The organism is Arthrobacter sp. NPDC058130 (assembly GCF_042884475.1).
GTDB lineage: Bacteria > Actinomycetota > Actinomycetes > Actinomycetales > Micrococcaceae > Arthrobacter.
Genome location: NZ_JBHVTV010000013.1, coordinates 1 through 25,170 on the forward strand (window position 1 = coordinate 1; position 25,170 = coordinate 25,170).

At 61.4% G+C, this 25,170-nt stretch carries 23 protein-coding genes; 4 read left to right on the top strand and 19 right to left on the bottom strand.

Annotation, left to right across the window (positions count from 1 at the left end; genetic code table 11):
- The 14 genes from ACFVTM_RS18575 to ACFVTM_RS18640 all read right to left on the bottom strand — a co-directional run.
- Positions 1-350: TIM barrel protein (locus ACFVTM_RS18575; RefSeq protein ID WP_390205345.1), on the bottom strand; the 350-nt coding region annotated here is incomplete at its 3' end.
- Between the two features lie 109 nt (positions 351-459).
- Entirely contained in the window at positions 460-870 is a 411-nt protein-coding gene (locus ACFVTM_RS18580; RefSeq protein ID WP_390205347.1) for a heme-binding protein, read from the bottom strand.
- 14 nt (positions 871-884) lie between these two features.
- Positions 885-3,071, bottom strand: coding sequence for a malate synthase G (locus ACFVTM_RS18585; RefSeq protein WP_390205348.1), 2,187 nt, complete (start codon positions 3,069-3,071; stop codon positions 885-887).
- 43 nt (positions 3,072-3,114) lie between these two features.
- A complete protein-coding gene (locus ACFVTM_RS18590; RefSeq protein ID WP_390205349.1) occupies positions 3,115-4,062 on the bottom strand; it encodes a D-2-hydroxyacid dehydrogenase in 948 nt (315 codons plus the stop codon).
- Positions 4,059-6,098: an alpha-amylase family protein gene (locus ACFVTM_RS18595; protein WP_390205351.1), complete on the bottom strand. Its 2,040-nt coding sequence runs from the start codon at positions 6,096-6,098 to the stop codon at positions 4,059-4,061. Before ACFVTM_RS18595 ends, ACFVTM_RS18590 begins: the two co-directional genes overlap by 4 nt.
- Positions 6,098-8,263, bottom strand: coding sequence for a beta-galactosidase (locus ACFVTM_RS18600; protein ID WP_390205353.1), 2,166 nt, complete (start codon positions 8,261-8,263; stop codon positions 6,098-6,100). Before ACFVTM_RS18600 ends, ACFVTM_RS18595 begins: the two co-directional genes overlap by 1 nt.
- A gap of 221 nt (positions 8,264-8,484) precedes the next feature.
- Positions 8,485-9,597, bottom strand: a complete 1,113-nt coding sequence (locus ACFVTM_RS18605; protein ID WP_390205355.1) for a hypothetical protein — start codon at positions 9,595-9,597, stop codon at positions 8,485-8,487.
- Between the two features lie 7 nt (positions 9,598-9,604).
- Positions 9,605-10,417: an IclR family transcriptional regulator gene (locus tag ACFVTM_RS18610; RefSeq protein WP_390205356.1), complete on the bottom strand. Its 813-nt coding sequence runs from the start codon at positions 10,415-10,417 to the stop codon at positions 9,605-9,607.
- Between the two features lie 47 nt (positions 10,418-10,464).
- Positions 10,465-11,316: an ATP-binding cassette domain-containing protein gene (locus ACFVTM_RS18615; protein WP_390205358.1), complete on the bottom strand. Its 852-nt coding sequence runs from the start codon at positions 11,314-11,316 to the stop codon at positions 10,465-10,467.
- Positions 11,313-13,118 (bottom strand): dipeptide/oligopeptide/nickel ABC transporter permease/ATP-binding protein, encoded by a 1,806-nt coding sequence (locus tag ACFVTM_RS18620; RefSeq protein ID WP_390205360.1) that lies wholly within the window; start codon positions 13,116-13,118, stop codon positions 11,313-11,315. Before ACFVTM_RS18620 ends, ACFVTM_RS18615 begins: the two co-directional genes overlap by 4 nt.
- The gene (locus ACFVTM_RS18625; RefSeq protein ID WP_390205362.1) at positions 13,115-14,059 is read right to left on the bottom strand and encodes an ABC transporter permease; all 945 of its coding nucleotides are present in this window, start codon (positions 14,057-14,059) and stop codon (positions 13,115-13,117) included. The genes ACFVTM_RS18620 and ACFVTM_RS18625 overlap by 4 nt, the downstream gene beginning before the upstream one ends.
- 77 nt (positions 14,060-14,136) lie before the next feature.
- Positions 14,137-15,669, bottom strand: coding sequence for an ABC transporter substrate-binding protein (locus ACFVTM_RS18630; protein ID WP_390205363.1), 1,533 nt, complete (start codon positions 15,667-15,669; stop codon positions 14,137-14,139).
- 352 nt (positions 15,670-16,021) lie between these two features.
- Entirely contained in the window at positions 16,022-16,297 is a 276-nt protein-coding gene (locus tag ACFVTM_RS18635; RefSeq protein WP_390205365.1) for a hypothetical protein, read from the bottom strand.
- Positions 16,298-16,366: 69 nt separating this feature from the next.
- On the bottom strand, positions 16,367-16,555 hold the full coding sequence (locus ACFVTM_RS18640) for a hypothetical protein (RefSeq protein WP_390205366.1): 189 nt from the start codon (positions 16,553-16,555) through the stop codon (positions 16,367-16,369).
- Between the two features lie 635 nt (positions 16,556-17,190).
- On the opposite strand from ACFVTM_RS18640, the gene ACFVTM_RS18645 reads away from it, so the two are divergent.
- The gene (locus ACFVTM_RS18645) at positions 17,191-17,493 is read left to right on the top strand and encodes a DUF4193 domain-containing protein (protein ID WP_390205368.1); all 303 of its coding nucleotides are present in this window, start codon (positions 17,191-17,193) and stop codon (positions 17,491-17,493) included.
- 282 nt (positions 17,494-17,775) lie between these two features.
- Here ACFVTM_RS18645 and ACFVTM_RS18650 read toward each other — a convergent pair whose 3' ends face one another.
- The 5 genes from ACFVTM_RS18650 to ACFVTM_RS18670 all read right to left on the bottom strand — a co-directional run bounded on the left by ACFVTM_RS18650 (position 17,776) and on the right by ACFVTM_RS18670 (position 21,216).
- A complete protein-coding gene (locus ACFVTM_RS18650) occupies positions 17,776-18,726 on the bottom strand; it encodes a DUF4862 family protein (protein WP_390205370.1) in 951 nt (316 codons plus the stop codon).
- A gap of 19 nt (positions 18,727-18,745) precedes the next feature.
- Positions 18,746-19,942, bottom strand: a complete 1,197-nt coding sequence (locus ACFVTM_RS18655; protein WP_390205372.1) for an enolase C-terminal domain-like protein — start codon at positions 19,940-19,942, stop codon at positions 18,746-18,748.
- A gap of 80 nt (positions 19,943-20,022) precedes the next feature.
- Complete coding sequence (locus ACFVTM_RS18660; protein ID WP_390205374.1) at positions 20,023-20,163, bottom strand: heme-binding protein; 141 nt, start codon at positions 20,161-20,163, stop codon at positions 20,023-20,025.
- Positions 20,121-20,486: a heme-binding protein gene (locus ACFVTM_RS18665; protein ID WP_390205375.1), complete on the bottom strand. Its 366-nt coding sequence runs from the start codon at positions 20,484-20,486 to the stop codon at positions 20,121-20,123. The genes ACFVTM_RS18660 and ACFVTM_RS18665 overlap by 43 nt, the downstream gene beginning before the upstream one ends.
- Positions 20,425-21,216, bottom strand: coding sequence for a GntR family transcriptional regulator (locus ACFVTM_RS18670; RefSeq protein ID WP_390205377.1), 792 nt, complete (start codon positions 21,214-21,216; stop codon positions 20,425-20,427). The genes ACFVTM_RS18665 and ACFVTM_RS18670 overlap by 62 nt, the downstream gene beginning before the upstream one ends.
- A gap of 320 nt (positions 21,217-21,536) precedes the next feature.
- Between ACFVTM_RS18670 and ACFVTM_RS18675 the strand changes: the two genes are divergently transcribed.
- The 3 genes from ACFVTM_RS18675 to pyk all read left to right on the top strand — a co-directional run bounded on the left by ACFVTM_RS18675 (position 21,537) and on the right by pyk (position 25,095).
- Positions 21,537-22,922, top strand: a complete 1,386-nt coding sequence (locus ACFVTM_RS18675) for an FAD-binding oxidoreductase (protein WP_390205525.1) — start codon at positions 21,537-21,539, stop codon at positions 22,920-22,922.
- 208 nt (positions 22,923-23,130) lie between these two features.
- Positions 23,131-23,439: a winged helix-turn-helix transcriptional regulator gene (locus ACFVTM_RS18680; RefSeq protein WP_390205379.1), complete on the top strand. Its 309-nt coding sequence runs from the start codon at positions 23,131-23,133 to the stop codon at positions 23,437-23,439.
- Positions 23,440-23,598: 159 nt separating this feature from the next.
- Positions 23,599-25,095, top strand: coding sequence for a pyruvate kinase (gene pyk / locus ACFVTM_RS18685; protein WP_390205380.1), 1,497 nt, complete (start codon positions 23,599-23,601; stop codon positions 25,093-25,095).
- Positions 25,096-25,170 lie beyond the last annotated feature (75 nt).

Sequence of the window (25,170 nt, forward strand, 5' to 3'; positions counted from 1 at the left end):
CCGTCAATGCGGTTGCCGTAGAGGGCGTTGAAGGCCTTGCAGCCGAGGCGCTCACCGATCCCGGCGACGACGTCGACGTTGTCCAGGAATTCGGCCGAGCGTGCCGGCCAGGAGACCAGGCCGCGGTCACCACCGGGCATGTCGCCGGCGTTGAAGTTCAGTCCGGTGAGCTGCACGCCGGCGTCGGTGATGGCGTTCTCGAACCGGGTGACCTGGGCGTCGGTGGGGACGGAGGTCTCGAAGGGCCACCAGAATTCGACGGCGTCAAAACCGGCGGCCTTCGCGGCGGCGGGGCGTTCGAGCAGGGGGAGCTCCGTCAGGAGGATGGAGCAGTTCACGGAGTACTTCATCGTGGTCCTTTCAGCGAGAGTTGGGTTGGCTTTCTTGAGATCGGGTCTTGATCGAATTCCGAATGGATTCCAAATCGCGGAGAACCGTTATTGATAGGTGGCAATATTGTCAGTCCGGCTGCGCTTGCAGCCCAGCTTGTCCAATGCCTTCTACTGCCGCTCTCTCGTCATTGTCTGAGGTGTCTCCTGAAACGCCCACTGCGCCGACGATCGCCCCTTCGGCGGACCGGACCAGGACCCCGCCCGGCACAGCGATCAGCGCCGAACCAATAGCCTGGGATGCGCCGATGATGAAGTATGGCTGCTCCTCAGCCCTTTTCATCAGTGCCCGCGACCCGCTGCCCAGCGAGATTGCGCCGAAAGCCTTCGCATGGGCTATTTCGAACCGTTTGTTGGACGAACCGTCTTCCCTTTCAGCCGCGATGACATGGCCTCCGGCGTCGAGCACCACCACGGCCAGTGGCTTCAGTCCTGAGTCCTTGCCCACGGATAGGGCAGCAGCGATAATCTGCCGCGCCAAGTCAATTCCTATGCTCATGCGATCACCTCGGCAAGGGCCCTCAGCTTCACGAGTTGTCTGTGCCGATGGAGTATGGGTTCCGTGTAACCGCTGGGCTGGGATGTCCCTTCGAAAACAAGTTCGCTGGCGGCAAGAAAGGCGTCGCCGTCGTAGCCGGGAGACATGCTTCGGTAGCCGGGGTCAGACGCATTTTGCCCGTCGACGATCACAGCCATCCGCCGGAGTGAATCACGAACCTGCTCTGGGCTGACGAGCCCATGAAGCAGCCAATTGGCGACATGCTGCGAGGAAATCCTGCACGTTGCCCTGTCTTCCATCAGAGCTATGTCGTGGATATCCGGAACCTTGGAGCATCCGACGCCCGCGTCAACCCAACGAACCACGTAACCGAGTATTGACTGCAGGTTATTATCCAGCTCCTCCTGCTTCTCGGCTGTTGAGTAGGCAGTCTTGGCAAGCGGTATGACGAGGAGTTCGCCTAGCGGTAGCGATGAAGCTCTTGCCATGATTTCACGCTGCGCGCTGAAGACATCGACCTCGTGGTAGTGAAGCGCGTGCAGTGTGGCGGCTGTCGGTGAGGGCACCCAGGCGGTGGTGGCCCCGGCTTGGGGGTGTGCAATCTTTTCGGCCAGCATTGCTGACATGCGATCTGGCATGGCCCACATCCCTTTCCCGATTTGAGCCCGTCCGGACAGTCCTGCGCCGAGGCCGATCCGGACGTTGGAGTCCTCGTAGGCTTGGATCCAGCGCTGCGTTCTCATTTCCGCTTTGCGGACGAAGGGGCCTGCGTGCATCGATGTGTGCATCTCATCGCCGGTGCGATCGAGGAATCCAGTATTGATGAAGGCGATACGTTCGCGGGCGGCACCTATGCATGCCCGCAGGTTTACCGAAGTCCGTCGCTCCTCGTCCATGATTCCGAGCTTGATTGTTCCTGCCGGCATGTCCAGAAGCCGCTCCACTCTCTCGAAGAGCTCGACAGTGAAGGCGACCTCGTCGGGGCCATGCATTTTTGGTTTGACTACATACATTGAACCGGTTCGTGAGTTTTTAAGTGCGCCCAATCCTCTGATGTCGTGCAGCGAACCCAGCGCCGTGAATATCGCGTCGAGAACGCCCTCGGGTACTTCGTCGCCGCTTTCGTCGATGATCGCATCGGAGGTCATCAAATGGCCGACCTGGCGGATGAACAGGAGCGAACGACCCGGCAGGCGACGAGATTCGCCCTCCGGTGTTAAGTAGTCGCGGTCAACTTCAAGCACTCGCTCAAAGGTCGACCCGTTCTTCGTTACTGTTTCCGACAACGTTCCGCGCATCAGCTCAAGCCAATTGCGGTATCCGATGACCTTGTCATCGGCGTCCACCGCCGCGACGGAATCCTCAAGGTCCATGATCGTCGTCACCGCAGATTCCAGGATGATGTCCTTGATCTTCGCGATATCCGCGGCACCGACAGGATCCGCACCGTCAAAGAGGATTTCGAAATGGAGCCCGTTGTTGACGAAAATGATGGCTTCGGGAGAGGACGGTACCCCGCGATATCCGACTAATTGCCCGGCGTCGGCCAGCTCGTGGCGTGTCCCCGGTGCCGTGAGAACAGTGAGTCGCCCATCATCGATCACGTACGAAACGGCCTCCTCATGGGAACCCTCCGCAAGCGGAATCGCTGTGTCCAGGAAGCGGCGGGCTGCGGCGACCACAGCGGAACCCCGCACGGGATTGTAGGAATCCCCGGCCCTGAGGGACCCGGTTTGATCGATCGCGTCCGTTCCATACAGGGCGTCGTAGAGGGAGCCCCAACGGGCGTTGGCGGCATTGACTGCGAACCGTCGATTCAACAAAGGAACTACGAGTTGCGGACCTGCCTGGCGGCTGATTTCCGCATCGACACCGTCTGTTGACACCGTCACATCTGCCGGATCGTCCTGCACAAGGTAGCCGATCTGCCGCAGAAACTCTTCGTAGGCCCGAGGATTCACCTCACCCGGAGATTTCGCATGGTACTCATCTATACGGGTCTGCAGCCGCTGGCGTTCGTCGAGCAGTTCGCGATTTCGTGCCCGCAAATCGCGAACGATCGAGGCAGTACCTTTCCAGAACTGTTCGGTCTCAATCCCGGTTCCTGGCAGGGCTTCTTTTTCAGCAAACTCGACCAGCGTGGAGGCGATGGACAGGCCCTCAATGGTGATGCGTTGGTTCATGGCTCTCCTTCAAGATTTTCTATTGCCGTCGTGGGCTGGCAGGTCAGTAGCCAGCCTGTTTGTCCACGACGTTGATCAGCTGTGCCCCTTGCCCGAAACGTTCAAGATTGTCCAGGAAGATCGCCGTTTGCCTCTCCAACAGGGCGCCCGTTGTGGCGCCGTTATGCGGTGTGACGATGACGTTGGGCAGGTCCCAGAACGGGCTCTGGTCGGGTAGGGGTTCCACTCCATGGGCGTCCAGGCCGGCGGCGCGGATCTGACCCTGTTGAAGGGCGGCCAACAAATCATCATCGTTGATGATGCCGCCGCGCGAGATGCAGACAAGATTCGCCGTAGGCTTCATGGCCGCGAAGACCCCTGCGTCGAAAACTCCTTTGGTTGTCTCCGTGAGCGGCGCCGTGATGACGATGTGATCGCATTCGCTGGCAAATTCGTGGAGCTGATCCAGAGAATACAGGTGGTCGATTCCCGGTGTAGGAAGCTCTGCACGGCGTCGGAGGCCAACCACACGCATGTGGAAGGCCTTCGCCTTGCTTGCCAGGTCCATTCCAGACCTACCCAACCCAAATATTCCGACGGTCGTCCCCGCCAGCTCTCCGTGGCGGTACCTGTCCCATCGGTGCTCTTGCTGTGCCTTAGCCCATCGGGGGACGTCTCGGTCCAGCATCAGCAGCAGGAGCATGGCATGTTCAGCCAGAGGGACGGCGCCGTTTCCGGCGGATGAGGTCAGAACGACTGGGCCATTCACCAGTTCTGGAAATAAGGCGTTGTCGGGTCCGGCCAGCCAGCTGTGCACCCATTGAAGGCGGGGCGCCATCTGCAGTTCAGATGGTGACACGGGGCCGGCTATGGCCACGACATCATCGAGTTCCCGGCCTATTTGGGGCGCGTCGCCCGCATATCGGATGGTGAACGGGCCAGCCAGGGCCTCGGCCCGGCCGTGGTGTTCTGCCTTCAGGAAACCCTTGATGAGGATAGTGCCGGCGCTCACGGGGCGCCCCTTTCCTGGGACTTCTGCTCCGACCAGACCAGGACCTCAAATCGGTCAACAACAGGAAGGTCCACCACGAGGTCGGCCCCATCCACGCGTGCAGAAAGGTCAGCTTCTGAAACCAGGGTCCGCGCGCGGCCCCCGGCCCCGCCGGGAATGCGAAGCGTGGCTCCGCTGACCGAAGCGTAGGCCCCGTAGCCGTTGCTTCGTGCCCCGGAATGGTTGATCAGGTGGTAAACCCTTTTTCCTGGGCATTGGGCTGCCGTGATTTCAACGAACTCGGGCAGTGTCGTATCGATGAAAAGATCGCCCCGCAGGTCATTCAGCGATTCCTCCAAGGCGCTTCGTATATCGGCCAAGGCAAGGTCTTTGTGGGCGCGTCCAATTGACCAAGTGTGGGTCAACGCCCGACCTTTGCCCCACGTGTTTCCTAAGATGGCCGGCTCGGCCGAGGGTTCGTGCCCGTAGCAGTATTCCGGCGGTCCGAAACGGGCCGGTGGCACGAGGACGGCTGCGGCGGTTGCAGTATTTGAGGGAACGACGTGGTGAGCCTTGCCGTGCAGGGGGATAACGGCTCCCTGGCCGTCTTGAGCATAGGCCGAGAGCAGCTGGGCGTCTTCATCGCTGGCGACGATGGCTTCCACGCCGATGCTGCGGGGTAGACAGTCAGCGTTTTCAACATCTGAAAGAGTCGCCAGGAGTGCTCCTCCGGACTCAACCCAGCTGTCGATCAGCGCTACTGCGCCCGCGGCAAGTCCGGATCCTAGGGGTAGAACCATGAGTTCATAGCGTTCTAATTGCGAAGTAGACAAACGCTGCAGGTGTTCGGCTTCAATGACATCGAAGGGCATGTGTAGTTCCTGGAGGGCGGTGTAGAGCCCGCGGAACTCGTTTACCTGCGCCGGGATCGGCCCTCTCTCCATGTGCTCGGCGGGAGAAACGAGCAGCACTTTGGATGCTGTGCTCAGCTCAGCGTAGGTGTCGTCGTTTGCCTGGTGGAAGCGCGTGATTTCCGCGGCAAGTCCCACCGCGCCGTACTCGATGGCGTGGGGTGGACCCATGATGTAGGTCGAGATTGAACCTCCTCGGGACATCGCTTGGATAAGGTACTGGGCAAAACGTTCGGGATGTTCTGCCGCCATTCGGTAGGGGAAATCCAGGAATGCCACACAATTGACGAGGACGGGCGTTTCCGGGGCCCGTGTGAAAGCGGCGCTTACGGACTCAGCGGTCTGGTGCGGCCAGAACTCACGTCCGACGGCGTTGTTGGCCTCGACATACCGCATGTCTGCGGTGTCGTGAAGGATAAGCGGTGCCCCGCTCTTCCGTTCAGCAATATGTGCCCGGATCCGTCCGCCGATATCCAGTATGTTTTGAGTCGCCCAGGCTTTCCATCGTTGATAGTTGGCATCCTGAGGACCCTTCGGAAGGTGTTCCCCGGTTTCCTTGGCCCACGCCTTTGCGCAGGTTTCACAGTGGCAGGGCCCAAGGTATTCATGGGCGTAGTTCATTTCGCTGTACATGAACCAGTTGATAAAGAATCCGTCCACGTCGTACCGTGTCAGGACTTCATCGAGGATGGTGAACACTTCCTCCTGGAAGTAGCCCGCGCTTGGGCAGGTCGTAACCAGATCGTTGAATATCTGGTGTTTGCCGTCGGCGCTGACGTATAGCCAATCGGGGTTTGCAGCAGCCATATGGGGCAGCACTTTGGAGAAGTCCATGCGGGCAAGTAGTTTCAGCCCACGATCGTGGGCTGCTTTGACAGCGTCAAGGACGATGTCGCCGGAGGGCCTCAGATCCAGGTTGGGATTGGGCGTCTGAGATGCAAGGTCACTGGGGTAGCTGGCATAGATTCCGCCCGTGTTGAGCAGCCAGGCATCAGCCCCGTGAGCTTTAACAAAATCAGCGACACTGTCGGCGTCCAGCCCCGCGTCGATGAGGCGCAGATTTGTTTGCATCATCCGGAACGGAGCACGCCACCAGTCCGGCCCGGCCATTCGGGCGGGCGCGGTTTGGCTAAGGATCGCTGACATTACTGGTCCCCTGCGTCGATCATGAAGACGACGGCGTCACGCGCCGGCAGCGTCACCACGAATTCGTGCGGTCCGATTCGGCGGACTGCATCGTCCCCGCCGCGGTGCAGACGGGGAACGGCACCCGAAGACAGGTCTTCGCGCACAGAGATGACCGCTTCACGCTGGCTGCGAGTAGGGTTTAGGACCCACACGGCAAGCTGGCCATCTGCGCGATGCAGGCGCACAATAATGTCTGCGTCGTCCGTTGATGCCTGCGGGCTCACACCGGCCCAGTCCACCATCCACGCGAAAATATCCCGTGAGGCAGGGTCTTCGTGCCGGGCATATCCAATTCCCGGGTGGGACCCCAACAGGAGCGTCTGACCGTTTCCGGATGAATTTTCGACGACGGCTGTACGGCCGTCATCGTGGGTTCCCAGGGCCGTGCCGGTCGTTGTTTCGTACCACTGGCGGTTCCCGCCTATGCGAAGTTCGCCCTTTGGGGTGGACATGGTTGTTTGGTCCAGTAGGTCCGGAACGAATTCCACATCCACTTCGCGCACTCCAAACAGTTCATCCAGAGCACGGCCGGGTTGGCGTGGCTGTACCCATCCGTTCTGGCCGAAGTAGCCGGGGCAGGCCTCGGAGATGAGGCGACCTCCAGCTTCAACCCACCGGCGCAGCGTCGAAACAGTCTCGTCCTTGAGCATGAGGGGGTAAGGAAGGTATACCGCCTTGTAGCCGCTGTCGATGAGGTCATCTACGTGAACGAAGTCTGCACGGATACCGTTGTCGAAGAATGCTCGCCAGGCCCCGGAAGCAGCGTCGTGGTATTCAGCCGAGCTGACCCAATGATTCGCCAGTCCAGCACCCGTGGAGGCGTTTAACTGCTGAGCATAGGCGAGGTCCTGCGACTCGGGGACAACGACGATGGCGACGTCGGCCTGCCACGGCCGGGCCTCCCACAGTTCTGATCGTGCCGGGGCATTGACCCACTCCGCCATGTCAGCGACGGCAGCGGATCTGGGCGTGCGTTCGCCATCCATGCCGTAGGGGCCGAAGGCACCAAACAGGGGCCCGTTGAGCAGTGGCCGCCACCGCAGGTAAAACAGACCAGAAGCACCGTGGGCGAAGCTGGTCAGGTTCCAGTAGCGGATGTCGTCGGGTGAGGCGATTCGTCCGTCATCCCGAGATCGGCCCACGACCTGCGGCTGCAGCCAAAGCGGACCGCCCTGAAGTTCGGCATGCCAGAATGGCTTCCCACGCGATGCCGAGCGGGTCAGATCAAGGGCCAGGGGCTGGCGCCATGCTTCGTCGCCATGCCGTGCGGGTACGAAGGTCATGCCATAGAGATCGACGTCGTTTGCGGCCCGCCAGTCATCGGCACCGCGGGAGGACGCGTGCCCAAGGGTCGCGGCGACTCCATGGGCGATGATGCTGTTGGACGGGTCGAGATTCCGGATCAGGTCTATGCGCCAGCGCATGAGGCGGTAGGCATTGTCGCGGCGGAATTCTAGCCAGTCGAGTACATCTCCGTAGGCGTAGCCCCCGCGGGGCGGGACGATGTCTTCGAAGGAGGTAACGTGGCGTCCCCATGCGGCGCCAAGAGCTTCAGGTCCACCGTATTTCGCCGCCAGCCATTGGCGGAAACGGTCCGCCGTGGCATCGCAGTAGCAGGCGTCTTCCTCGTAGTTGCACTCGTTCCAGACGTCATATCCGGTGAGGGAGGCGCGGTCCCGATACCGGGTGACCAGGCGTGTGAGGAATTCGCCCGCGAGTTCGCGTGCGTCCTCGTTGTCAAGGCAAACCCCTGGATTGCCGCCGATGGCGCTGGAGTCGAACATTCCGGACTCCACGGCGGAACCATTACGCCGCTGGTACCTCGTGTGTGGCAACCGCTTGAACACCCACTCCGGCGCGGTCTTGGTGAGTTCGGCAATGACGGTTTCCAGCCCGTTGCGTTCTGCGAGGTCGAACTGCGCGTCGAAGTCATCCCATTCCCAGCGATCGGGTGCCGGCTGGATGACAGACCACATGAACCAGTGCCGGAACGCCGTCATCCCGTCCTCGGCTGCAACCGCGTAATCGCGTTCCCAGTCTTGCCGGGGCGGGTTGGACTTCCGGTAGTAGACGGCCCCGTAAGCGATCTGACGGGGCTGCTTGGCCACCTGTGAATCTGACATGTTGCGCTGGACTCCTTATTATTTCCGCGATAGCTGCGGACCGAAACTGAAACAAAGTGTGTTGCCGGGAACCGGCTCGCCGCGTCTGAAGACTTTCGATTCGACGCTGGTGTCAGGGTGCCTGGGCGGAGGCCCAGGCACCCTGACGTTTCACAGCCCACGGACTATGACCGGTGTACGCCTCACCGGCCCCTGGCCCGCGCTCCGGATGGGGGGGATTGTCAGAACGCCGCGCCGCGGGGGAGTGGCCTGGGCTGGCTTTCCACCCGTGACAGGGGTGTTTCCCACTCTTGGGCTTCTGGAGTCTTTTCCCATGCCTCAAGGTCGAACAGGCCGATGCCGCGGCCGTAGCCCGCTTCGTCGCTTTGCAGCCCCAGCATGAAGGCCATCGTTTTGCCATCCGGGCTGATGTTTGAATTGACGGCGCGCCAGGAGTGGTCGTCGGGCATCCGGGTCATTCGTACCCGACGCATGGATCCATCCAGCTTCAGCTTCCAGAGATCCTTGGGCGGATAGGGCTTGTCCACGTCACAGGAGGATTCCAGGCAAATGTGCTCGTTGTCGGGGAAGATCCCCTCGGGTTCGTTGTGCCGGTTCGTTTCGTCGACGTAGGTGCGCACTCGGCCTGTGACTAGGTTGACGCCGCGGGTTACGGAGTTGTACTCGGCACGGTCTCCACGCTCAGGGCCCTGGTACTCGGCGAAGATAATTTCGGTGTCATCGAAGCGGAAGTCCTGTGGTTCGCACCAGCGGTACTGGCCGCCGGTGTAGACGACGCGGTCCGGGCCAAGGTGCGGGCGGCCATCGGCGCCATATTCAATGTCCCGGACATGGATCTGGTAGGTGAACTTGGGCAGTTCAGGGTTCTGGTGGTAGCCCTGAAGGTAAGAGATGGTCGGACTGGTCCACGAGACGGCGAGGCCTTCCTGGATGAACGTATCATCAAGGGGTGTGGGGGGGAGGTGCCTGTCTGCGGGCATCCACCAGATCTCCGACTCGTGGATGCGGCTGGTGATCCGGTCCTTGAATTCCTTGGGCCCCACGAGGAGGTAGTCGCCGTTGTGCATGACCAGGACGCGGAGGAACGAGTGGTATTCGCCGTGCTCGGTGATGTTAATGGATTCGCCGGTTTCCAGGTCGTACTCGAAGGCGTCGCCGTAGTTCTTCCCGATAAAGGCAAGTTTGCGGCCGTCGGGGTACCAGTAGGGCCGTTCGCCCCACTCGGTCACTTTGGTGTGGAAGGGCGGCGGGTTGTCGAGAACATGTGGAATGGTGAGCGGTTTGTGTTCCCGTAGCCAGTCGCGCTTTGCTGACTCCATGTCTTCGATGTCCATAGGATTCCTATCTCTTGTCTTTTCGTAGGTTTGTTGGGTTAGGCCGGATGGGCGCAGGGTTCAGGCCGCCGCCAAGGACGCCGCTGAGCTCCAGTGCGGCTGCCCGGAGGGACGCGACGATTGACGACTCGCGTTCGGCGGTCATCCGGGAGGTTGGTCCTGATACCGAGACCGCCATGGGGACAACAGCACCGGGCACGCCCATCGCGTAGCAGCGGACCCCCATTTCCTGTTCGCCTTCGTCGACCGCGTACCCGCGGCCGCGGATCAGGGCCAGTTCCTGCCTCATGGCCTCGAAATCGACGATGGTGGTCTCGGTGTACCGGAGCATTTTGTTGCCCTGCAGCAGCTGTATCGCTTTGTCGTCGTCCAGTTGCGCAAGAATTGCCTTGCCCACCCCTGTGGAGTGCAGCGGGACGCGTTTGCCCACTTCGATGAACATCCGCATTTGGCGCCGCCCCGGGACCTGGCCGATGTAGGTCACCATGTCACCGTCCAGCGTCGCCAGGTTGGCCGTTTCGTTGATCTTCGCTTCCAGGCGTGAGAGGACGGGGCGGGCCCATTCAGCGAAGAAACCTGAAGCCTTGCCGCCCAGTAACGCCAGGGAGGGCCCTAAGGCGTATCTGCGCGAGGGCAGCTGCCGGACGTACCCCATTTTTGTGAGCGTGCGAATCAGTCGGTGTGCTGTTGGGAGTGCGACCCCAAGGTCGGTGGCCAGTTCGGAGATGCCTGCTTCTCCGCCCGATGCGCCCATCCGCTCGAGCAACGCGAAGGTCCGCTGAACGGACTGCACCCCGGTCACTGCACCTTTCGGATCCACGGGGCCACCTCCTGTGGGCGGGAGCATCAGAGTTTCAGGCATGCGGCTCAGGCTCCGGTGCCGCGGAGAGCAGCGCGTTCATGGCGTCGTTGCGCCTGCGCCAAGGGGTCAGGCACGGGAGACGCCATCAGGAGCTTCTGCGTGTACGGGTGCTGGGGGGTTGAGGTGACCGTGTCCCCGTCTCCGTATTCGACTATTTCCCCGTGCAGCATGACGGCTACGCGATGGCTGATGTACCGCACAACCTCCAGGTCGTGGGAAACGAAGAGGTACGCCACACCGGTGGCCTCCTGAATCTCAATGAAGAGATCGAGGATGCGCGCCTGGTTGGACAGGTCGAGGGCAGAAACTGGTTCATCGCAAACGATCAGTGACGGTTCGAGCGCCAGTGCCCGGGCGATCGCGATGCGCTGGCGTTGCCCGCCGGAGAACTCGCGGGGTAGGCGCCGTCCCGCATCCCGCGGAAGATTCACCCTGTCCAGCAATTCGGTAACCCGGTTTCGGGCCTCCGCGCCTGCGAGTCCGCGTGCACGCAGCGGTTCCGAAAGAATGTCGGCGATTTCCATCGAAGGGTTCAGCGAGTTGTACGGATCCTGGAAAACCACCTGGAGGTCGCTGGACATGCCGCGGCGTTCACGTCGGGAAAGGTGGGTAATGTCCCGGCCGCGAAAGTGGATGCTGCCGGCGGCGACCGGGGCAAGCCCGAGCACTGCCCTGCCGAGGGTAGTCTTGCCGGATCCGGACTCACCGACCAGGCCCACGGTCTCGCCGGGGCGGATGTCGAGAGAGACGCGCTTCAAGGCTTGGAAGGGCTTTCCTCTGAAGTGCCGGCTCCGGAATTCGACCTCGAGGTCTTGGACCCTGAGCAATTCCCCGCTGCGCTCAGTTAGCGTGCTCAATGTATGACCTCCGTGTTGTCGCGCTGGACCCGTGCGGGCCGGCCATGAAGTGTGGAGTTGAGAAGCATCTGTGTGTATTCGTGACGCGGGTTGGAGAAGATCGAGGTCACGTCGTTCTGTTCGATGATTTTTCCGGATTTCATCACCACTACCCGGTCGCAGACGTCTGCTACGACACCGAAGTTGTGCGTCACGAGCATGACTGCGAGACCCCGGGACTTCTGTAGGCGGCGCAGGATTTCCAGGATTTCGGCCTGGACCGTGACGTCCAGCGCCGTAGTGGGTTCGTCCGCGATGATCAGCTGCGGGTCGCACGAGACGGCCCCGGCGATAAGGACCCGCTGGGCCATGCCGCCGCTGATTTCGTGCGGGTAGGAATCATAGACGCGCTGCGGATCGGAAATGTTGACCTGCTTCAGCAGGTCAAGGGCGCGCTTCTTGGCTTCGTCCCGTGAAATGCCGAGTTTGATCCGGATTGGTTCGGCCAATTGGCTTCCGATCCGGGCGGAGGGGTCGAGGTTACTCATCGGTTCCTGGGGGATGTAGGCGATCTCTACGCCCCGCAGTTTGGTCATTTCCTTCTCATCGGCGGTGGTGATCTCGTTTCCCGCCAACCAGACACGGCCCGCGGCGATCTTTCCTCCGTAGGGAAGGAGCCGAAGCACAGCCAGCGCCGTCTGCGTTTTGCCTGAACCGGACTCACCAACCACCCCAAGCATTTCCCCGGCGCGAACATCGAACGAAACTCCGTCAACGACTTTCGTCAGCGTTCCGTCTTTACGGTCGTAGCCGACAACCAGACCGTCGACCCTCATCAGCACGTCCGGACTGATCTCCGGTTTTGCCTCTGGCGTTGCGGACTGGGCTTTGTCCTGGACACGCCCAGTTGACTTTCCGCGGGGGGCACGGCGGCGTTTGGCCTGCGGCGCGAGGTCCTCCATGGCGTCACGCAGCGCGTTGCCCAGCAGCATGAGACTCGCCACCGTAATGCCAATCGCAAGCCCCGGCCAGATGAAAGAGGTGGGCGCCTGGTAGATGGCGCGGAAGGCATCCTGCAGCATTCCGCCCCAGGTCGGAACGGCGGGGTCACCCAGACCGATGAAGTCCAGGCCTGACTGCACAATGATCGCGACACTCATGATGAGTACGAAGTGGATGACGATTGGCGCACGCACCGCCGAAAGGATATGGCGGGAGATGATCCGGGAGTCGGACAGCCCGGCAACCTTGGCCGCGTCGACGTACAGGTTTTTCCGGACCTGGATGACCATGTTGCGTGTCAGGCGGAAGAAGCTCGGTGCCAGCATGATTCCCAGGACTGACATGGCGATATAGGCGTTGGGCCCTGTCACCGTGTAGAGGGCGACGAGCACGATCATGCTCGGCAGCACCATCACAAGATCGGAAATGCCGCCACCAATCAGGTCGAAGCTCTTGCCGCGGTAGCCGGCAACGAGACCGAAGCCCACACCGACGACGGCGGCAACGGCAGCCGCAATGAGGGCACCGACAAGGGTCAGGCGCGTGCCATAGATTAGCCTGGCGAAGACATCCCGGCCGGCACTGTCGCCGCCCAGGAGGTAGCCTCCACCCGGAACAGCATTAATGCGGTTCAGGCTCGCCATCCCGGGTTCGTTCCAGGTAATGAAAGGCGCGAAAACAGCGCAGAACACGAGGAGGGCCAAAATGGCCAGGGCCGCTACGCCAAGCGGGCGGTGCAGGAATCTCCGGACCAGGCCGCTCCTGCCCTCTGCAGCAGCAGTCGTGGCGTCGTTAAAACTGATAGTCGTCGATTCACTCATGACTCAATTCGTGCCTTCGGGTTGATGAAGCCGTTGAGGATATCGATGGCAAGATTCACGATGACCACAACAACGGTCATCGTCACCATCACGCCCACCACGACGGGGATGTCATTTTTTAGGGTCGAGTCCACTGCCAGGGACCCCATTCCATTGATTGCGTAGACGCGCTCGATGATGACGGCCCCGCCCACCAGCGAGATGAACTGCAGCGACAGCACAGTCAGGGCCGGTGGGGCCGCGTTGCGCAGCACATGTCCCCATAGGACACGTCGGCCGGAGAGGCCACGGGCGCGAAGAGTCCTGATGTAGTCCTGTTCGAGCACGGAAATGACAGCTGAGCGGACTTGCTGCGCCGTTGCACTGCTCGCGCCGATGGACAGCGCGGTAACAGGCAGGATGACTGACGAGAACCATGCGGAGGGTGATTTGGCGAAGGGGACGAAACCGGTGGCCGGCAGGACATGCAGTGAAATGGCGAACACCAGCACAAGAACAAGAGCAACCCAGAAGCTGGGTAGTGCCAGGCCAATGACGGAGACGAACTGCAGAGCACTGTCGATCCAGCCCCGCTTCACCGCAGCCAGCACTCCGACGCAGACGCTGAATATTGTCACCAGCACAATGGACAGCACGACGATTGACAGGGTAACGGAAAGCCTCTGAAGGATGGTTGTCAGAACATCCTGTGACGTGTACCAGGATGTTCCCAGGTCGCCGTGGACCGCGCCGGCCAGCCAGCCGAGGTATTGCTGCCATAGAGGCTGGTCGAGCCCCAGCTCTGCGGCCTTCGCAGCCACAGCCTCAGGACTTGCCTCGCCACCGAGGACCTGGTCAGCGATGTTGGATCCGCCGCTATAGATCAGGGCATAGGTGACGGTTGAGACCCCGAGCAGCAAAGCGACGCCCATAAGCACTCGCTTGACTATAAAGTGCAACATTCATTGCCTCCTCGCAATGGTTTCTTGTTCGGTGTTGGGGATACTCCAATTCGGTATCCCCAACACCTGGGGCCAGCTCAGGAAGTCGGCCGGTATGTCCGGAGTTCGGGCGTGGTGGCCCAGGGCGTGTACGTAAAGTCGAACGTGTTGTCGGTCACAAAGAGGGAATTGATCCGGTACCACGGAGCGAAGTACGCCTGCTCCACGATGTACGTGCTGACGGCGCCCATCGCATCCTTATACGCTTTATCGTCGCCATAGGCTGCCCGGGCCTTGTCGATCAGCGCAGTCAGTTCAGGACTCTGTGTGTGGAAGGAGTTCCAGGTGGCCTTGGCCGGGAGGGTCTTCTCCACGTTGCGCCACGCGTCGCCGGAGGTGAGCTGCATCCAGAAGGCCGAGAACTTACCGGACTTCATGACCGAGTTGTACTGATCGGGTACGACCTGCTGGGTCTTCACGCGGATTCCCACGTCAGCGAGCTGCTGGACCATGACGGGCTGAACCCCGCTGCGGAAGTCGAACGCGGGCAGGACAAGATCAAAACCGTCCGCGTACCCCGCCTCCTTGAGCAGTTCCTTGGCCTTGGCAGGATCGAATGGGTAACGGTTGTCCAGCTCGGGGACGTAACCGACGTTGCCGGGGATGAAGATCTGGCTTGTGGTTACACCCTGGCCGAGTTCAATGTTGTCGAGGAATGATTTGCGGTCCAGCGCATAGTTGATGGCCTGCCGCACGCGGACGTCGGACAGTGCCGGCGTCATCTTGCCCTCCCGGTCGACCAGCATCAGGCCGCGCCAGTCAACCGCCTGGGATCCCACCTTCAGGCCGCTGGACTCGAGTTCCTGGCGCGCTGCTGGATCGTACACGCCGCCGTTAACCTGATGGGACTTCACGGCGTTGACCCTTGCCGAGGCCTCGTTGATCGGGAGGAGGTCGATTTCGTCATAGGGGAAACTTTTGGTGTTCCAATACGCGGGGTTGCGCTTGAAGACATACTGGGACGCCGCGACCGTGCGAGAGTCGTCAAGGATGTAGGGGCCGGAACCTGCGGGTTTGGTCGCAATGTCTTTCGTACCGACGTTCTTCGGGTTACCGATGGCCCCGCCCATGGTGGTGAGGTAGCCGACGAATGCCGGGTCAGCTTCCTTCAGCTTGTACACGGCCGTCTTTTCATCCACAACCTGCACGTCGGCCAGATGCGTCATCATGATGCTGCTGCTGCCGGAGTTGTCCCGGAGAGCAAGAGCGTTGACTTTGAGGGCCTCGGCGGTCAGCTTCGAACCGTCAGAGAACTTCACGTCGTCCCGGAGTTTGACTGTCAACTCGGTTTTGTCCGAATTGTAGGACCACTCGGTCGCCAGATTGGGTTCGGGCTTGAGCGTCTCATAATTCAATTTGAGCACCGTGTCGTACACGGCCTGCCAGTAATTGTCCTTCGCCCCGCCAGAAAGCTGGGCCGGGTCGAAGGTGTCATTGTCCACCGCCACTGCGAGCTTGAGTTCCGTTGCAGTAGTGCCTTGTGTGTCAGTCGAGCCTGCCCCGCACCCGACCAGGGACATTGCGAGAACAGTAGCCCCGATGGTCGCCAGCCTAAGTCGATACGTCTTCATCTGACCTCCTTGTCAAAAAGTTTGGATTTCCGGTGGTGTGACTTGCCTCACCGGTCGTGAGAAATACTGTACACACTTTTTGGAGCCTTGGAAAGCACTTTTCGCCTTGCGGAAGTTCGCCCCTGCGGCACATCGGGCCACGATGGTCTTTCATGTGGAAACAAAGTGCATACACAGCAGGGGAGCGGAATACGATGGGAGGTGCCGTGCCCGCTGCTCCGATAGCAACAGGGGCCGACCACATCGCCGGGTCCGGCGGGCATCGCTGCGGTGCCGGCTATGCCAAGGAAGTTGTCGTGGCGAGGCGCGGGCCGGGACCGTCAGCACCCTCCAGAATCGGTGGGCGCTGTTGTCAGGCGTCGTGCTGAACTCCTTGACCAAGCGATTGAGGCGGCCTCGGACTTCCGACCGGCCCATTCTCTTCGTTCGTCTGTCCATAAGGGACTTTGCTGCTGACGGGAACGGTGAAGATCGAGTGTCCGTGCCGGGTCACCAGGATGCCCTGGCTGCCATCTTTCATGGCGTGCTGGCGCGCCGCGTCCACTGCGGCGTTCAGCTCTTGTTCGATCTCGTGTGGTTCATTGGCCTCGACAAAAAACGTTCGGCTGGCCTCAATGGTGCTGATCATCCTGTGATTCCTGACTATTGGCGCCTAGGAGGATCGGGGCCCGTGTTGTGGCCGGCCAATCCGGAGAAATTACTGGTGGGACGCCAGTTCGATGCCCGGTGTCACCGCGGAGATATCCTCGAGGGCGTCGTTCATGGATTTGAAGGCAGCTTCGTTGCCTGGCCGGGAGGTCTCACCCGAGAATTGGAGCGACCGAAACAAAGTAAAGCGGGCCACCTTCGTTTGGAGTTCCGCGCTAAGGTCTTCGATTTCAGCCAAAAGATAATCCCGCCAAGGTTCGGAGCCTGGTGCGGCGGCGGAGTGCCTGGCACTGGAAGGGGCGAAGGTACTCGCTTGGCGCACGCAGCCCCCGTAAACGTCCCGCTTGCTCATGGGGCGGGAGCCCGGGGGTCTCATCTGGCAGAGGCGATGAAGTAAGCGGAACGGGGGCCCTCTTAGCCGCAGGTCCGCGCTGTTCCGCGTGTGTGTCCGTGAGGTCCGGCGGAGGTGCGGCTGGGGTCTGCAGAGAGGGATGTGGACCCTGAATGGATGCAGTTCTGATACTTGGGTAACCTGGCATCGTGCATGGCGTCCTCCCGGATAGCTCTCCGACCAAGGGGCGCTACCGGGGTCCGGGGCAACACATGAAGTTTATCCGACATCCGGCCATGGGGATAGGCTCGGTGTCCGCTGACGAAGTGCGGGTCCAGTATCCAGTCCGCGCGGCGCGAGACAACCGAGGACTCCGGTCCGGCGCATGGTGTGTTTTTGCGGCCCGCAGTCCAGGAAGAGCCGGGTCCAGAATATTCGGGTTCCCCGACGTGGCCCACGGGCATCCTTGAGGGGAATACTACGCCGTCGGCGTGCGTTGAATTTCCGTCAGATAAGAACGCCAGAAATGAGAATGACCAAAAGTGGCCACCGATTACGACGAAGTACGTTCCGACGTCAGGGAATCACAGCAACGCTCGCTCGAGGCGCTGCAGTCCGCGAACGCCCCGGATGCCCAGACCGTCGTCCGTGAGCTGGACGAATCGGACGCACTCGACGACGCCATGACTCCCGGAGGGGAGTTTGTCGCCGAGGAACTGATTGTCCAGGTAGTTCCCCAGGGCGAGGACGAGTTCACCTGCTATTCCTGTTTTCTGGTCCGGCACCGGTCCCAGCTCGCGCGTGAAAAGGACGGCCACTCTTACTGCATCGAGTGCGAGGGCTAGGACGATCCCGCACAGATGCCGAGAAGCAACAGCCTTGACGCCTGGACGACCATCGCTGTGCCTGCCATCGATCGACCCGTCCTCGTGGGGGCTACCACTGGCCTACCGGGATGAGTAGTTTGGACCCCATCCGCGCCGATCCGGACGTACCGGCAGCCCACCAGGACGGAACATGATGAACTCTGCGTCCGTACCTCCACGGTCAGGGCTACCCTTGCTGGCAGGATCTACATCGAGGAACATGGTCCGCCGTCTTGAACGGGCGCACCTCGAAGCCAGCAATTAACCCATCAGTGCGCTCCTGCGTCCAATCTGGGAAAGTGCGCCGAGCATGGAAAGCCCGAGCTGAAGTCGTTCCAGGCCGCGGGACCGTGCCGCCGCCCCTGTCTTGACCCCGATGTAAGACAAGTCGTCCGGAAGTTTTGTCAGCACTGCATGGAGCGCGTCGCGGCTGAGCAGGGATTCTGGCTCATCCGCTGAGAGGCCCAGGTGCGCGTCTTCCCATTCGGCGCTGCGTTTGGTCGCGAGGGGACCCGCTCCCGAGAAGGCGAACCCTCCCAGCCCTGCACCTACGATTTGGATGTGGTCACACGGCGTGGTCGCATTACGGCCCTCAATGGCAGACCTGCCCCAGTTGAGGAGATGGCGTATGCGCTGGGCATTCGAAGCCGCCACTGAACGTACAGCCGCCACCTCTTCTTCCAGAGCAAGATAACCCTTCTGCGGTGTCTGGCCGGCAATGAGGGCATCCGAGTGCTCAACGAGCAGTTCGATATTTCCCCAGTCCCAAGTAGCGATTTCCGCGAGAGACTCTGTGAAAGCTGACAGGCGGGACCGGTCCGCGCGCGGAGCGGATTGGAGTGCGAAGGCCCGCACAGAGTCCGGCCCAAGACGTTCCTGCAGTCGCAGCGTCGCCTCTCGCGCATCGGCAATGTCCGCCAGGGCAAGTTGGCGGCCCCCGCGATCTACCGATGCCAGGCCGTAGTGCGGGCTGGATGTGAGGGCGCCTAGGGTCATTGACATGGCACTGATGGTGTTTGACCACTCGGGATCGAGCAGGTCGGCCATCCTGTCCAGGCCATGGGGATGCAACGTGCCGCCAATGACGGGGAGCTCCAGCCCACCGATTCGAGGTTCTGATCGGAGTGCCGAGTACCAGAGGTCTTCGGCTGTGGCGTCATCAGCGAGCCCTGCGGGAGCAGCGTTGTAGGCGGAGTAAACAATGGCTGTCATGGTTTCTTCTTTCCCCTGCTCATGCAGTGGCCAAGATCTCGCGGGATTCTTTGATGCGATCCTCTGCAAACTCGATACCAAAGCCGGGGCGTGAGGGCAGCGCAAAACTTCCACCGACCGGCGCGGGGGTATCCACCTCGAAGAAATGCCGTTCGGGCATGTGATGGAAAAGGTATTCGACGCGGGGGCAGGTTTCTGGGGATTGGCTGGCTACGAGGTGCAGTGCGGCATGGATCCCATGACCGTGGGGGATCACAGGGACCCCGTATGTTTCGGCCAGGGCACACATCCGCGCCAGTTCTGTGACGCCGCCGCACCACTCCGGGTCCACCTGAAGGACGGTGAGCAGCCCGCGCTGAAGGAACGGCAGGATGTCGTGGCGGTCGTAGAGGTGTTCGCCGGTTGCCAGCGGAATCGATGTGGAGGCACGGAGCTGGGCGAAGGACTCTATGGAGCCGGTGGCGAATGGTTCCTCGAGCCAGTCCGGGTGCAGGTGCTCTACGCGAGTGCACCACCGTCGGGCGTAGGTGGGGTCCCAGCTCATGAAGGCGTCGAACATGAGCGCGGAACGATGGCCAACAGTTCCGCGCGTTCGTTCCACGAGGGCCACGTTGCGGTTCATTCCCTCGACGCCCTGTCCCGGGCCGTCCGCGAAAAACCATTTCTGCGCTGTGTAACCTTCGTCGAGCAGTCGAGCTGCTGTACGCTCCACTTCCCCCTCTCCGTGGAACGTACCGAGAGTACTGGCGTAGGCGGGAATCCGGCTGCGTCCGGATCCGCCGAGCAGTTGCCAGACGGGGAGTCCAAGAAGCCGCCCCCGCAGGTCCCACAGGGCGTTATCGACGGCGCTGATGGCAATTTTGCGGTTGCCGTGGCGGGAGTGCCGGTTCCCGCGTTGGAGCACCTCCCAGACGTACGAGTTCGCCAGGGCGTCAAGGCCGAGGAGTGAGGTGGCCATGCCTTCCTTCAGTGGAGCCACGGCTTCCTGGTCGATGGGTCCATACCGCCCGGTTACCCCGGCGGTGGTGCCGATCTCAAGGTAGAGGGAGGTCTTGCGTCGCGGGTTTGGAGACGCCGGCCATCCCTCGGCGGGATGGTGGTGGGTGTAGACGCTAAGGGGGCGAGAGTGCGGGGGGTATCCCCGGTCTGACGGATCGGCGGGCAGCAGCGCCGACAGCTCGATCATCCGGACCGAGGAGATCTTTGCTTGGATCATGGATTGGCCTTTCGAAATATGGTCATGCGGACGGCACCTGAGTAGGGCATCCAGTCGTCAAACATGGTTCACCGCCGTTGTCAGGCCGCTTGAGCCTGCAACCCGGAACCCTCAATTCCTTCGATGGCCGCTTTCTCGTCGTTGTCAGAGTGGTCGCCCGAAACGCCAACGGCCCCGATCAGGTCGCCCGTATTGGACCGGACCAACACGCCACCTGGCACGGCGACCAGTCCCCAACCGATGGCCTGGGAGGCGCCGCGAGGACGAAATACGGCTGCTCCTCGGCTCTGTTCATCAGCGCCCGTGAGCCGATACCCAAAGAGACGGCTCCGAATGCCTTCGCGTGGGCGATTTCGAATCTTTTATTCGATGATCCGTCCTGTCTTTCTGCGGCGATGAGGTGGCCGCCGGCGTCAAGCACGACGGGTCGGGAATGGGCCAGAAACTGGCGCGCACTATGCGTGGCCCAGTTTGCGAGCTCGTTAGACTGCGGCTTCCAGGTCTGGTGAGTGAGGTTCAGCCGCAGCCCCGTCGCTAAGACCACCGGTAATCATCCGGACAGCTGACATGACCGCACTGGGCTCAAATCCGGGCTTGAGGCCCGACAGCACCGCGATTGCGGTGATTGAAAGGTGCTGTGCCATGAGCTCGGCGGCCCGTTCGCGATCCCCGTCAATGACTGCCTGCAGGAGTCGCTCGTGCTCCCCGTGCCGGTCGGCCAACGAGCCTGGTGTATCGGACCTATAAACCCGCCAGTAACGCTCGCTGTGAGCTGCGAAAGATGCAATGGTCCGTCCAACGAACGAACTCGACCGCGAGATGAGAACGGCATGAAAACGGCGATGAAGGGTCGTCCACGACTCAAAATCTTCCCCGACCGCAGCGCGGTTCATTGCTTTAAGAAGTCGGCGTCCTTCGCGCAGCTCCTCAGGTGTGAGGCGACCGGACGTCATGTGCACACCAAGGCACTCCAGGGAGATCCGGGCAGCATACAACGAGTCGAGAGCCTCCGGCTCAAACTTACTCACCTTTGCCCGCTGGTTGACGTCGGCCTCAATCAGGCCTTCTTCCTGCAACATGCGGAAAGCTTCGCGCAGAGGCGTCCTGCTGACTGCCAGCAATACTGCCAGTTCAGACTGCTTCAGAACCGTGTCCGGCGGAAGAATCCCGGACATGATCAAGCCCCGGAGGTAGGTGTGGATCGCCACGCTTGTCTGCCGGGGGTCGCTGACCATGGGCATGGGATGCCCGGCCATCAGAGCACTGACTGTCATGGCCCTAATGATAGCCGAAATGTGTACGCAGTGTTGGTATTTTCGCACGTTCGATATATGCGCAAAAAGACCGAAACGGCGGGGCTAAGGGAGTCGTTTTGGGGGAATGCGACCGCTGGCAGTGCGTTGACGTGTAGACACTATTGGCCTAATCTGCTTGAAAGCGTTCATTTAATTCCAACATACGGAATTAATTTTTCATTCGCTGCCCTGCTCTACGGACTGAATCATCCTGTAGCCCAGTTGCGGACCCAGCGCTGGTTGATGAAATCACAACTCTGAACCCCCACGACTCCTCGGAAGGTCGCATCATGTCCCACATGGCCGATGTCGCATCCAGCCCCTCTGACCCAATTGCGCGTCCCTCTGCGGCTTTGACGGCACACCCTCGCGCAACCACAGACTCGCAGGCCCGAACCAGCGCGTCGTCGGACAGGTCGGGCTTTGTACCTCCCTCGCTGCCGGACGCTGTCATCCAATGCCTGTCGGTGAACGACGTTGTCGATGCGCTTCGTATAGCCCATGCTCACCAGGTTCCGATAGTCCCGCGGGGTGCTGGCACAGGGCTGGCGGCCGGAGCCAGCGCACGGGCAGGGGAAGTCGTGGTGGATCTCTCGCAGATGGACCAGATATTGGACATCGACCCGGTAGAGATGATTGCCATCGTCCAGCCTGGCGTGCTCAATGCTGCCGTCAACGCCGCTGCCGCCGAATATGGACTCTTCTACGCACCTGACCCTGCAAGTACCGCCATATGCTCCATCGGCGGAAACATTGCGACAAATGCAGGCGGGATGTGGTGTGCCAAGTACGGTGTTACCCGCGAATCCGTGCTTGGGCTGCGCGTTGTGCTTGCCGATGGCCGGATCCTCCGCACGGGTCGCAATACCATCAAGGGTGTTACCGGCTACGACCTTAACGCCCTCTTTGTCGGTTCGGAAGGCACCCTTGGCATCGTGGTTGAGGCCACCCTGCGGCTGCGCCCCCGGCCCGTTCGGACAGAAACACTTGCCGCCTACTTCCCCGACATCGAGACCGCAGGCCGGGCCGCCTCAGCAATAACGGCAGCACGCATACAGCCAGCAATCCTGGAGCTCATGGATGGGCCAACAATGGAAGCGGTCGACCAAGCCGAGGGAACGAGTCATCGATCGCTGGGGGGAGCATTCCTCCTGGCGCAAACAGACGGATACGGCGCACACCTCGAGCTCGATGAAATCGTGCGCGCCATCGAACCCTTCGCAACCTCCGTTAACCGTGCAGGGGACGCTGCGGAGGCTGCGTCCCTTGTGAAGGCAAGGCGGGATGCAATCCCTGCCCTGGAAAAGCTGGGCCGGGTATCCATTGGTGACATCGCAGTACCACGGAACAAGCTCGCAGAGGCCTTTTCAGGCCTCGAGGAAATCGCTGCCCGTAACCATGTACGCATCTTCAGCGTCGCCCACGCCGCCGACGGCAACTTGCACCCCATGATCGTCGTGGCACCCGGCGAGTCCATCACCGAAGGTCCGGCCAAAGCGGCTCTGGCAGATATGTTTCATCTCGCACAACGTCTGGGTGGAACCCTCACTGGAGAACATGGCGTGGGGCTACTCAAGCGAGAGTGGATCCGCGAAGAACTCGGGGCCACTTCACTGGATATTCAGCACGCCATTAAAACGGTCCTTGACCCGACACGAATCCTGAATCCCGGAAAAGGTATCTAAAACTTGCCTTGGTGAACTCCGGGATAAGGACACTACGCCCATGTCCAAAAGCAGCGCTGCGGCCTCAGGGAGCAGGCAATGATAAGTAACCTTCTGCTGGCCGCCGCTGCCGGGGCGCAAAAGAGCATGAACCGCCGTGCCACCGGAGACTGATTATGAGTAGCGTGCGGTACTCACGGCCAACAACTCAAGATCGGAGAGAACGAACATGAGCAGGCCCACCTCCCACCGCCAAAGCGCTCCACGATCGGGCGTGGGGTCGCAATCGGCGTGGCGCTTGCGGAACATCGAGAGTCTGCTTGAGGACCTGAGAGTCAACGGCCCCGCCACTCAGCGCCAACTGGCCGAACGGACCGGGTTCTCAACGGCCACCATCTCTAATCTCGTCAATATTTTGCGTGCCGACCATCGAGTTCGAACGCAGTCCGTCATCAGTTCCGGGCGGCGAGCTGTCCTTGTCGACAGCAGCGAAGTGGAATCAAAAAATGTGACCATCAGGGCGTCCTCCGGGCTTTAGCCACACGGCATGCTTTGGGTCCGGGTCCCCTAGCCCTGCCGGCAAGAGTGGGCTCCCGGACTTACTCGTCTAAAGCCGGTGGCTTTTGTCCGCAGCGGGGCTGTTACACATGGCCCGGCGGCACCTTACATCAATGCAAGTGACCAACAAGGTAGATATATGAGACGCGCTAAGATCGTGGCCACGTTCGGACCGGCAATCGCAAGCTTCGACAACACGCTTGCCGTGCTGGAAGCCGGCGTCGACGTGGCCCGCATGAACATGAGCCACGGGGATTACTCCGTGCACGACAACACCTACGAAAACGTCCGCAAGGCTGCGGCACAGCTCGGCAAGGCCGTCGCCGTCATGGCCGACCTGCAGGGCCCCAAGATCCGCCTGGGCCGCTTCGTCGACGGGCCGCACCTGCTTGCCGGTGGTGACACGTTCACGATCACCACCGAGGACGTTCCGGGCACCAAGGACATCTGCTCCACGACGCTCAAGAGCCTCACCGAGGACGTCAACCCGGGCGATGCCCTGCTGATCGACGACGGCAAGGTGGCCCTGCGCGCCATCGACGTTGACGACGTCAAGGTCGTTGCGCAGGTCATTGTGGGCGGGTATGTCTCGAACAACAAGGGCATCAACCTGCCCGGCGTGGCCGTCAACGTCCCGGCACTGAGCGAAAAGGACGAGGACGACCTCCGCTGGGCCATGCGCCGCGGCGTGGACATGGTTGCCCTGTCCTTCGTCAGGGACGCTGCTGACATCAAGCGCGTCCACGAGATCATGGATGAGGAAGGCCGCCGCGTGCCGGTGATCGCCAAGATCGAGAAGCCGCAGGCCGTGGACCAGCTGCCCGGGATCATCGACGCGTTCGACGCCATCATGGTGGCCCGTGGTGACCTCGGCGTGGAACTTCCCCTCGAGGAAGTGCCGATCGTGCAGAAGCGCGCCATTGAACTGGCCCGCCGCTGGGCCAAGCCGGTCATCGTGGCCACCCAGGTCCTCGAGTCCATGATCGAGAACCCGCGCCCGACCCGCGCCGAAGCCTCCGACTGCGCCAACGCCGTGCTCGACGGCGCCGACGCGGTCATGCTCTCCGGCGAGACCAGCGTGGGCAAGTACCCGATCAAGACGGTCAAGACCATGGCCCGGATCATCGAGTCCACCGAAGAGCACGGCCTCGAGCGCGTCCCCCCGCTGGGCACCAAGCCCAAGACCCGCGGCGGTGCCATCACCCGCGCCGCCGTCGAGATCGCCGACCAGCTGGAGGCAAAGTACATCTGTGCCTTCACCCAGTCCGGTGACTCCGCACGGCGCCTGTCCCGGCTGCGCCCGATCAAGCCGGTCTTCGCCTTCACCCCGGTGGAGCACGTCTGGAACCAGCTGGCACTGACCTGGGGCATCCAGCCGGTCCTGGTCCCGATGGTTGGCCACACGGACGAGATGACGGCCCAGGTTGACCGCAGCCTGCTGGAGCTGGACATCGTCGAGGACGGCGACCTGGTGGTCATCGCCGCCGGTTCGCCTCCCGGAAAAGCCGGCTCGACCAACCTGCTGAAGGTCCACAAGGTGGGCGACCCCGCCGACAACATCGGCCCTGGCGAAGCAGCCGGCAACAAGGACAAGCTCGGCCCGTGGCCGGAAAGAAGAAGAAAGCACAGCTCTTGAGCCACCATTCCGCGCGCCACCACTGAGCGCAGGCAAGAACTACGATCATTTGGGAAGGAAGACCGTGCCGAAAGA

Excerpts from the sequence above, each read along its gene's own strand:
- ACFVTM_RS18595 (WP_390205351.1), bottom strand. The coding sequence starts at position 6,098 with ATGTCAGCGATCCTTAGCCAAACCGCGCCCGCCCGAATGGCCGGGCCG.
- ACFVTM_RS18600 (WP_390205353.1), bottom strand. The coding sequence starts at position 8,263 with ATGTCAGATTCACAGGTGGCCAAGCAGCCCCGTCAGATCGCTTACGGG.
- ACFVTM_RS18675 (WP_390205525.1), top strand. The coding sequence starts at position 21,537 with ATGGCCGATGTCGCATCCAGCCCCTCTGACCCAATTGCGCGTCCCTCT.
- pyk (WP_390205380.1), top strand. The coding sequence starts at position 23,599 with ATGAGACGCGCTAAGATCGTGGCCACGTTCGGACCGGCAATCGCAAGC.
- ACFVTM_RS18650 (WP_390205370.1), bottom strand. The coding sequence starts at position 18,726 with ATGACAGCCATTGTTTACTCCGCCTACAACGCTGCTCCCGCAGGGCTC.
- ACFVTM_RS18655 (WP_390205372.1), bottom strand. The coding sequence starts at position 19,942 with ATGATCCAAGCAAAGATCTCCTCGGTCCGGATGATCGAGCTGTCGGCG.
- ACFVTM_RS18625 (WP_390205362.1), bottom strand. The coding sequence starts at position 14,059 with ATGTTGCACTTTATAGTCAAGCGAGTGCTTATGGGCGTCGCTTTGCTG.
- ACFVTM_RS18635 (WP_390205365.1), bottom strand. The coding sequence starts at position 16,297 with ATGATCAGCACCATTGAGGCCAGCCGAACGTTTTTTGTCGAGGCCAAT.
- ACFVTM_RS18670 (WP_390205377.1), bottom strand. The coding sequence starts at position 21,216 with ATGACAGTCAGTGCTCTGATGGCCGGGCATCCCATGCCCATGGTCAGC.
- ACFVTM_RS18585 (WP_390205348.1), bottom strand. The coding sequence starts at position 3,071 with ATGAACCAACGCATCACCATTGAGGGCCTGTCCATCGCCTCCACGCTG.
- ACFVTM_RS18605 (WP_390205355.1), bottom strand. The coding sequence starts at position 9,597 with ATGGACATCGAAGACATGGAGTCAGCAAAGCGCGACTGGCTACGGGAA.
- ACFVTM_RS18620 (WP_390205360.1), bottom strand. The coding sequence starts at position 13,118 with ATGAGTGAATCGACGACTATCAGTTTTAACGACGCCACGACTGCTGCT.
- ACFVTM_RS18630 (WP_390205363.1), bottom strand. The coding sequence starts at position 15,669 with ATGAAGACGTATCGACTTAGGCTGGCGACCATCGGGGCTACTGTTCTC.
- ACFVTM_RS18680 (WP_390205379.1), top strand. The coding sequence starts at position 23,131 with ATGAGCAGGCCCACCTCCCACCGCCAAAGCGCTCCACGATCGGGCGTG.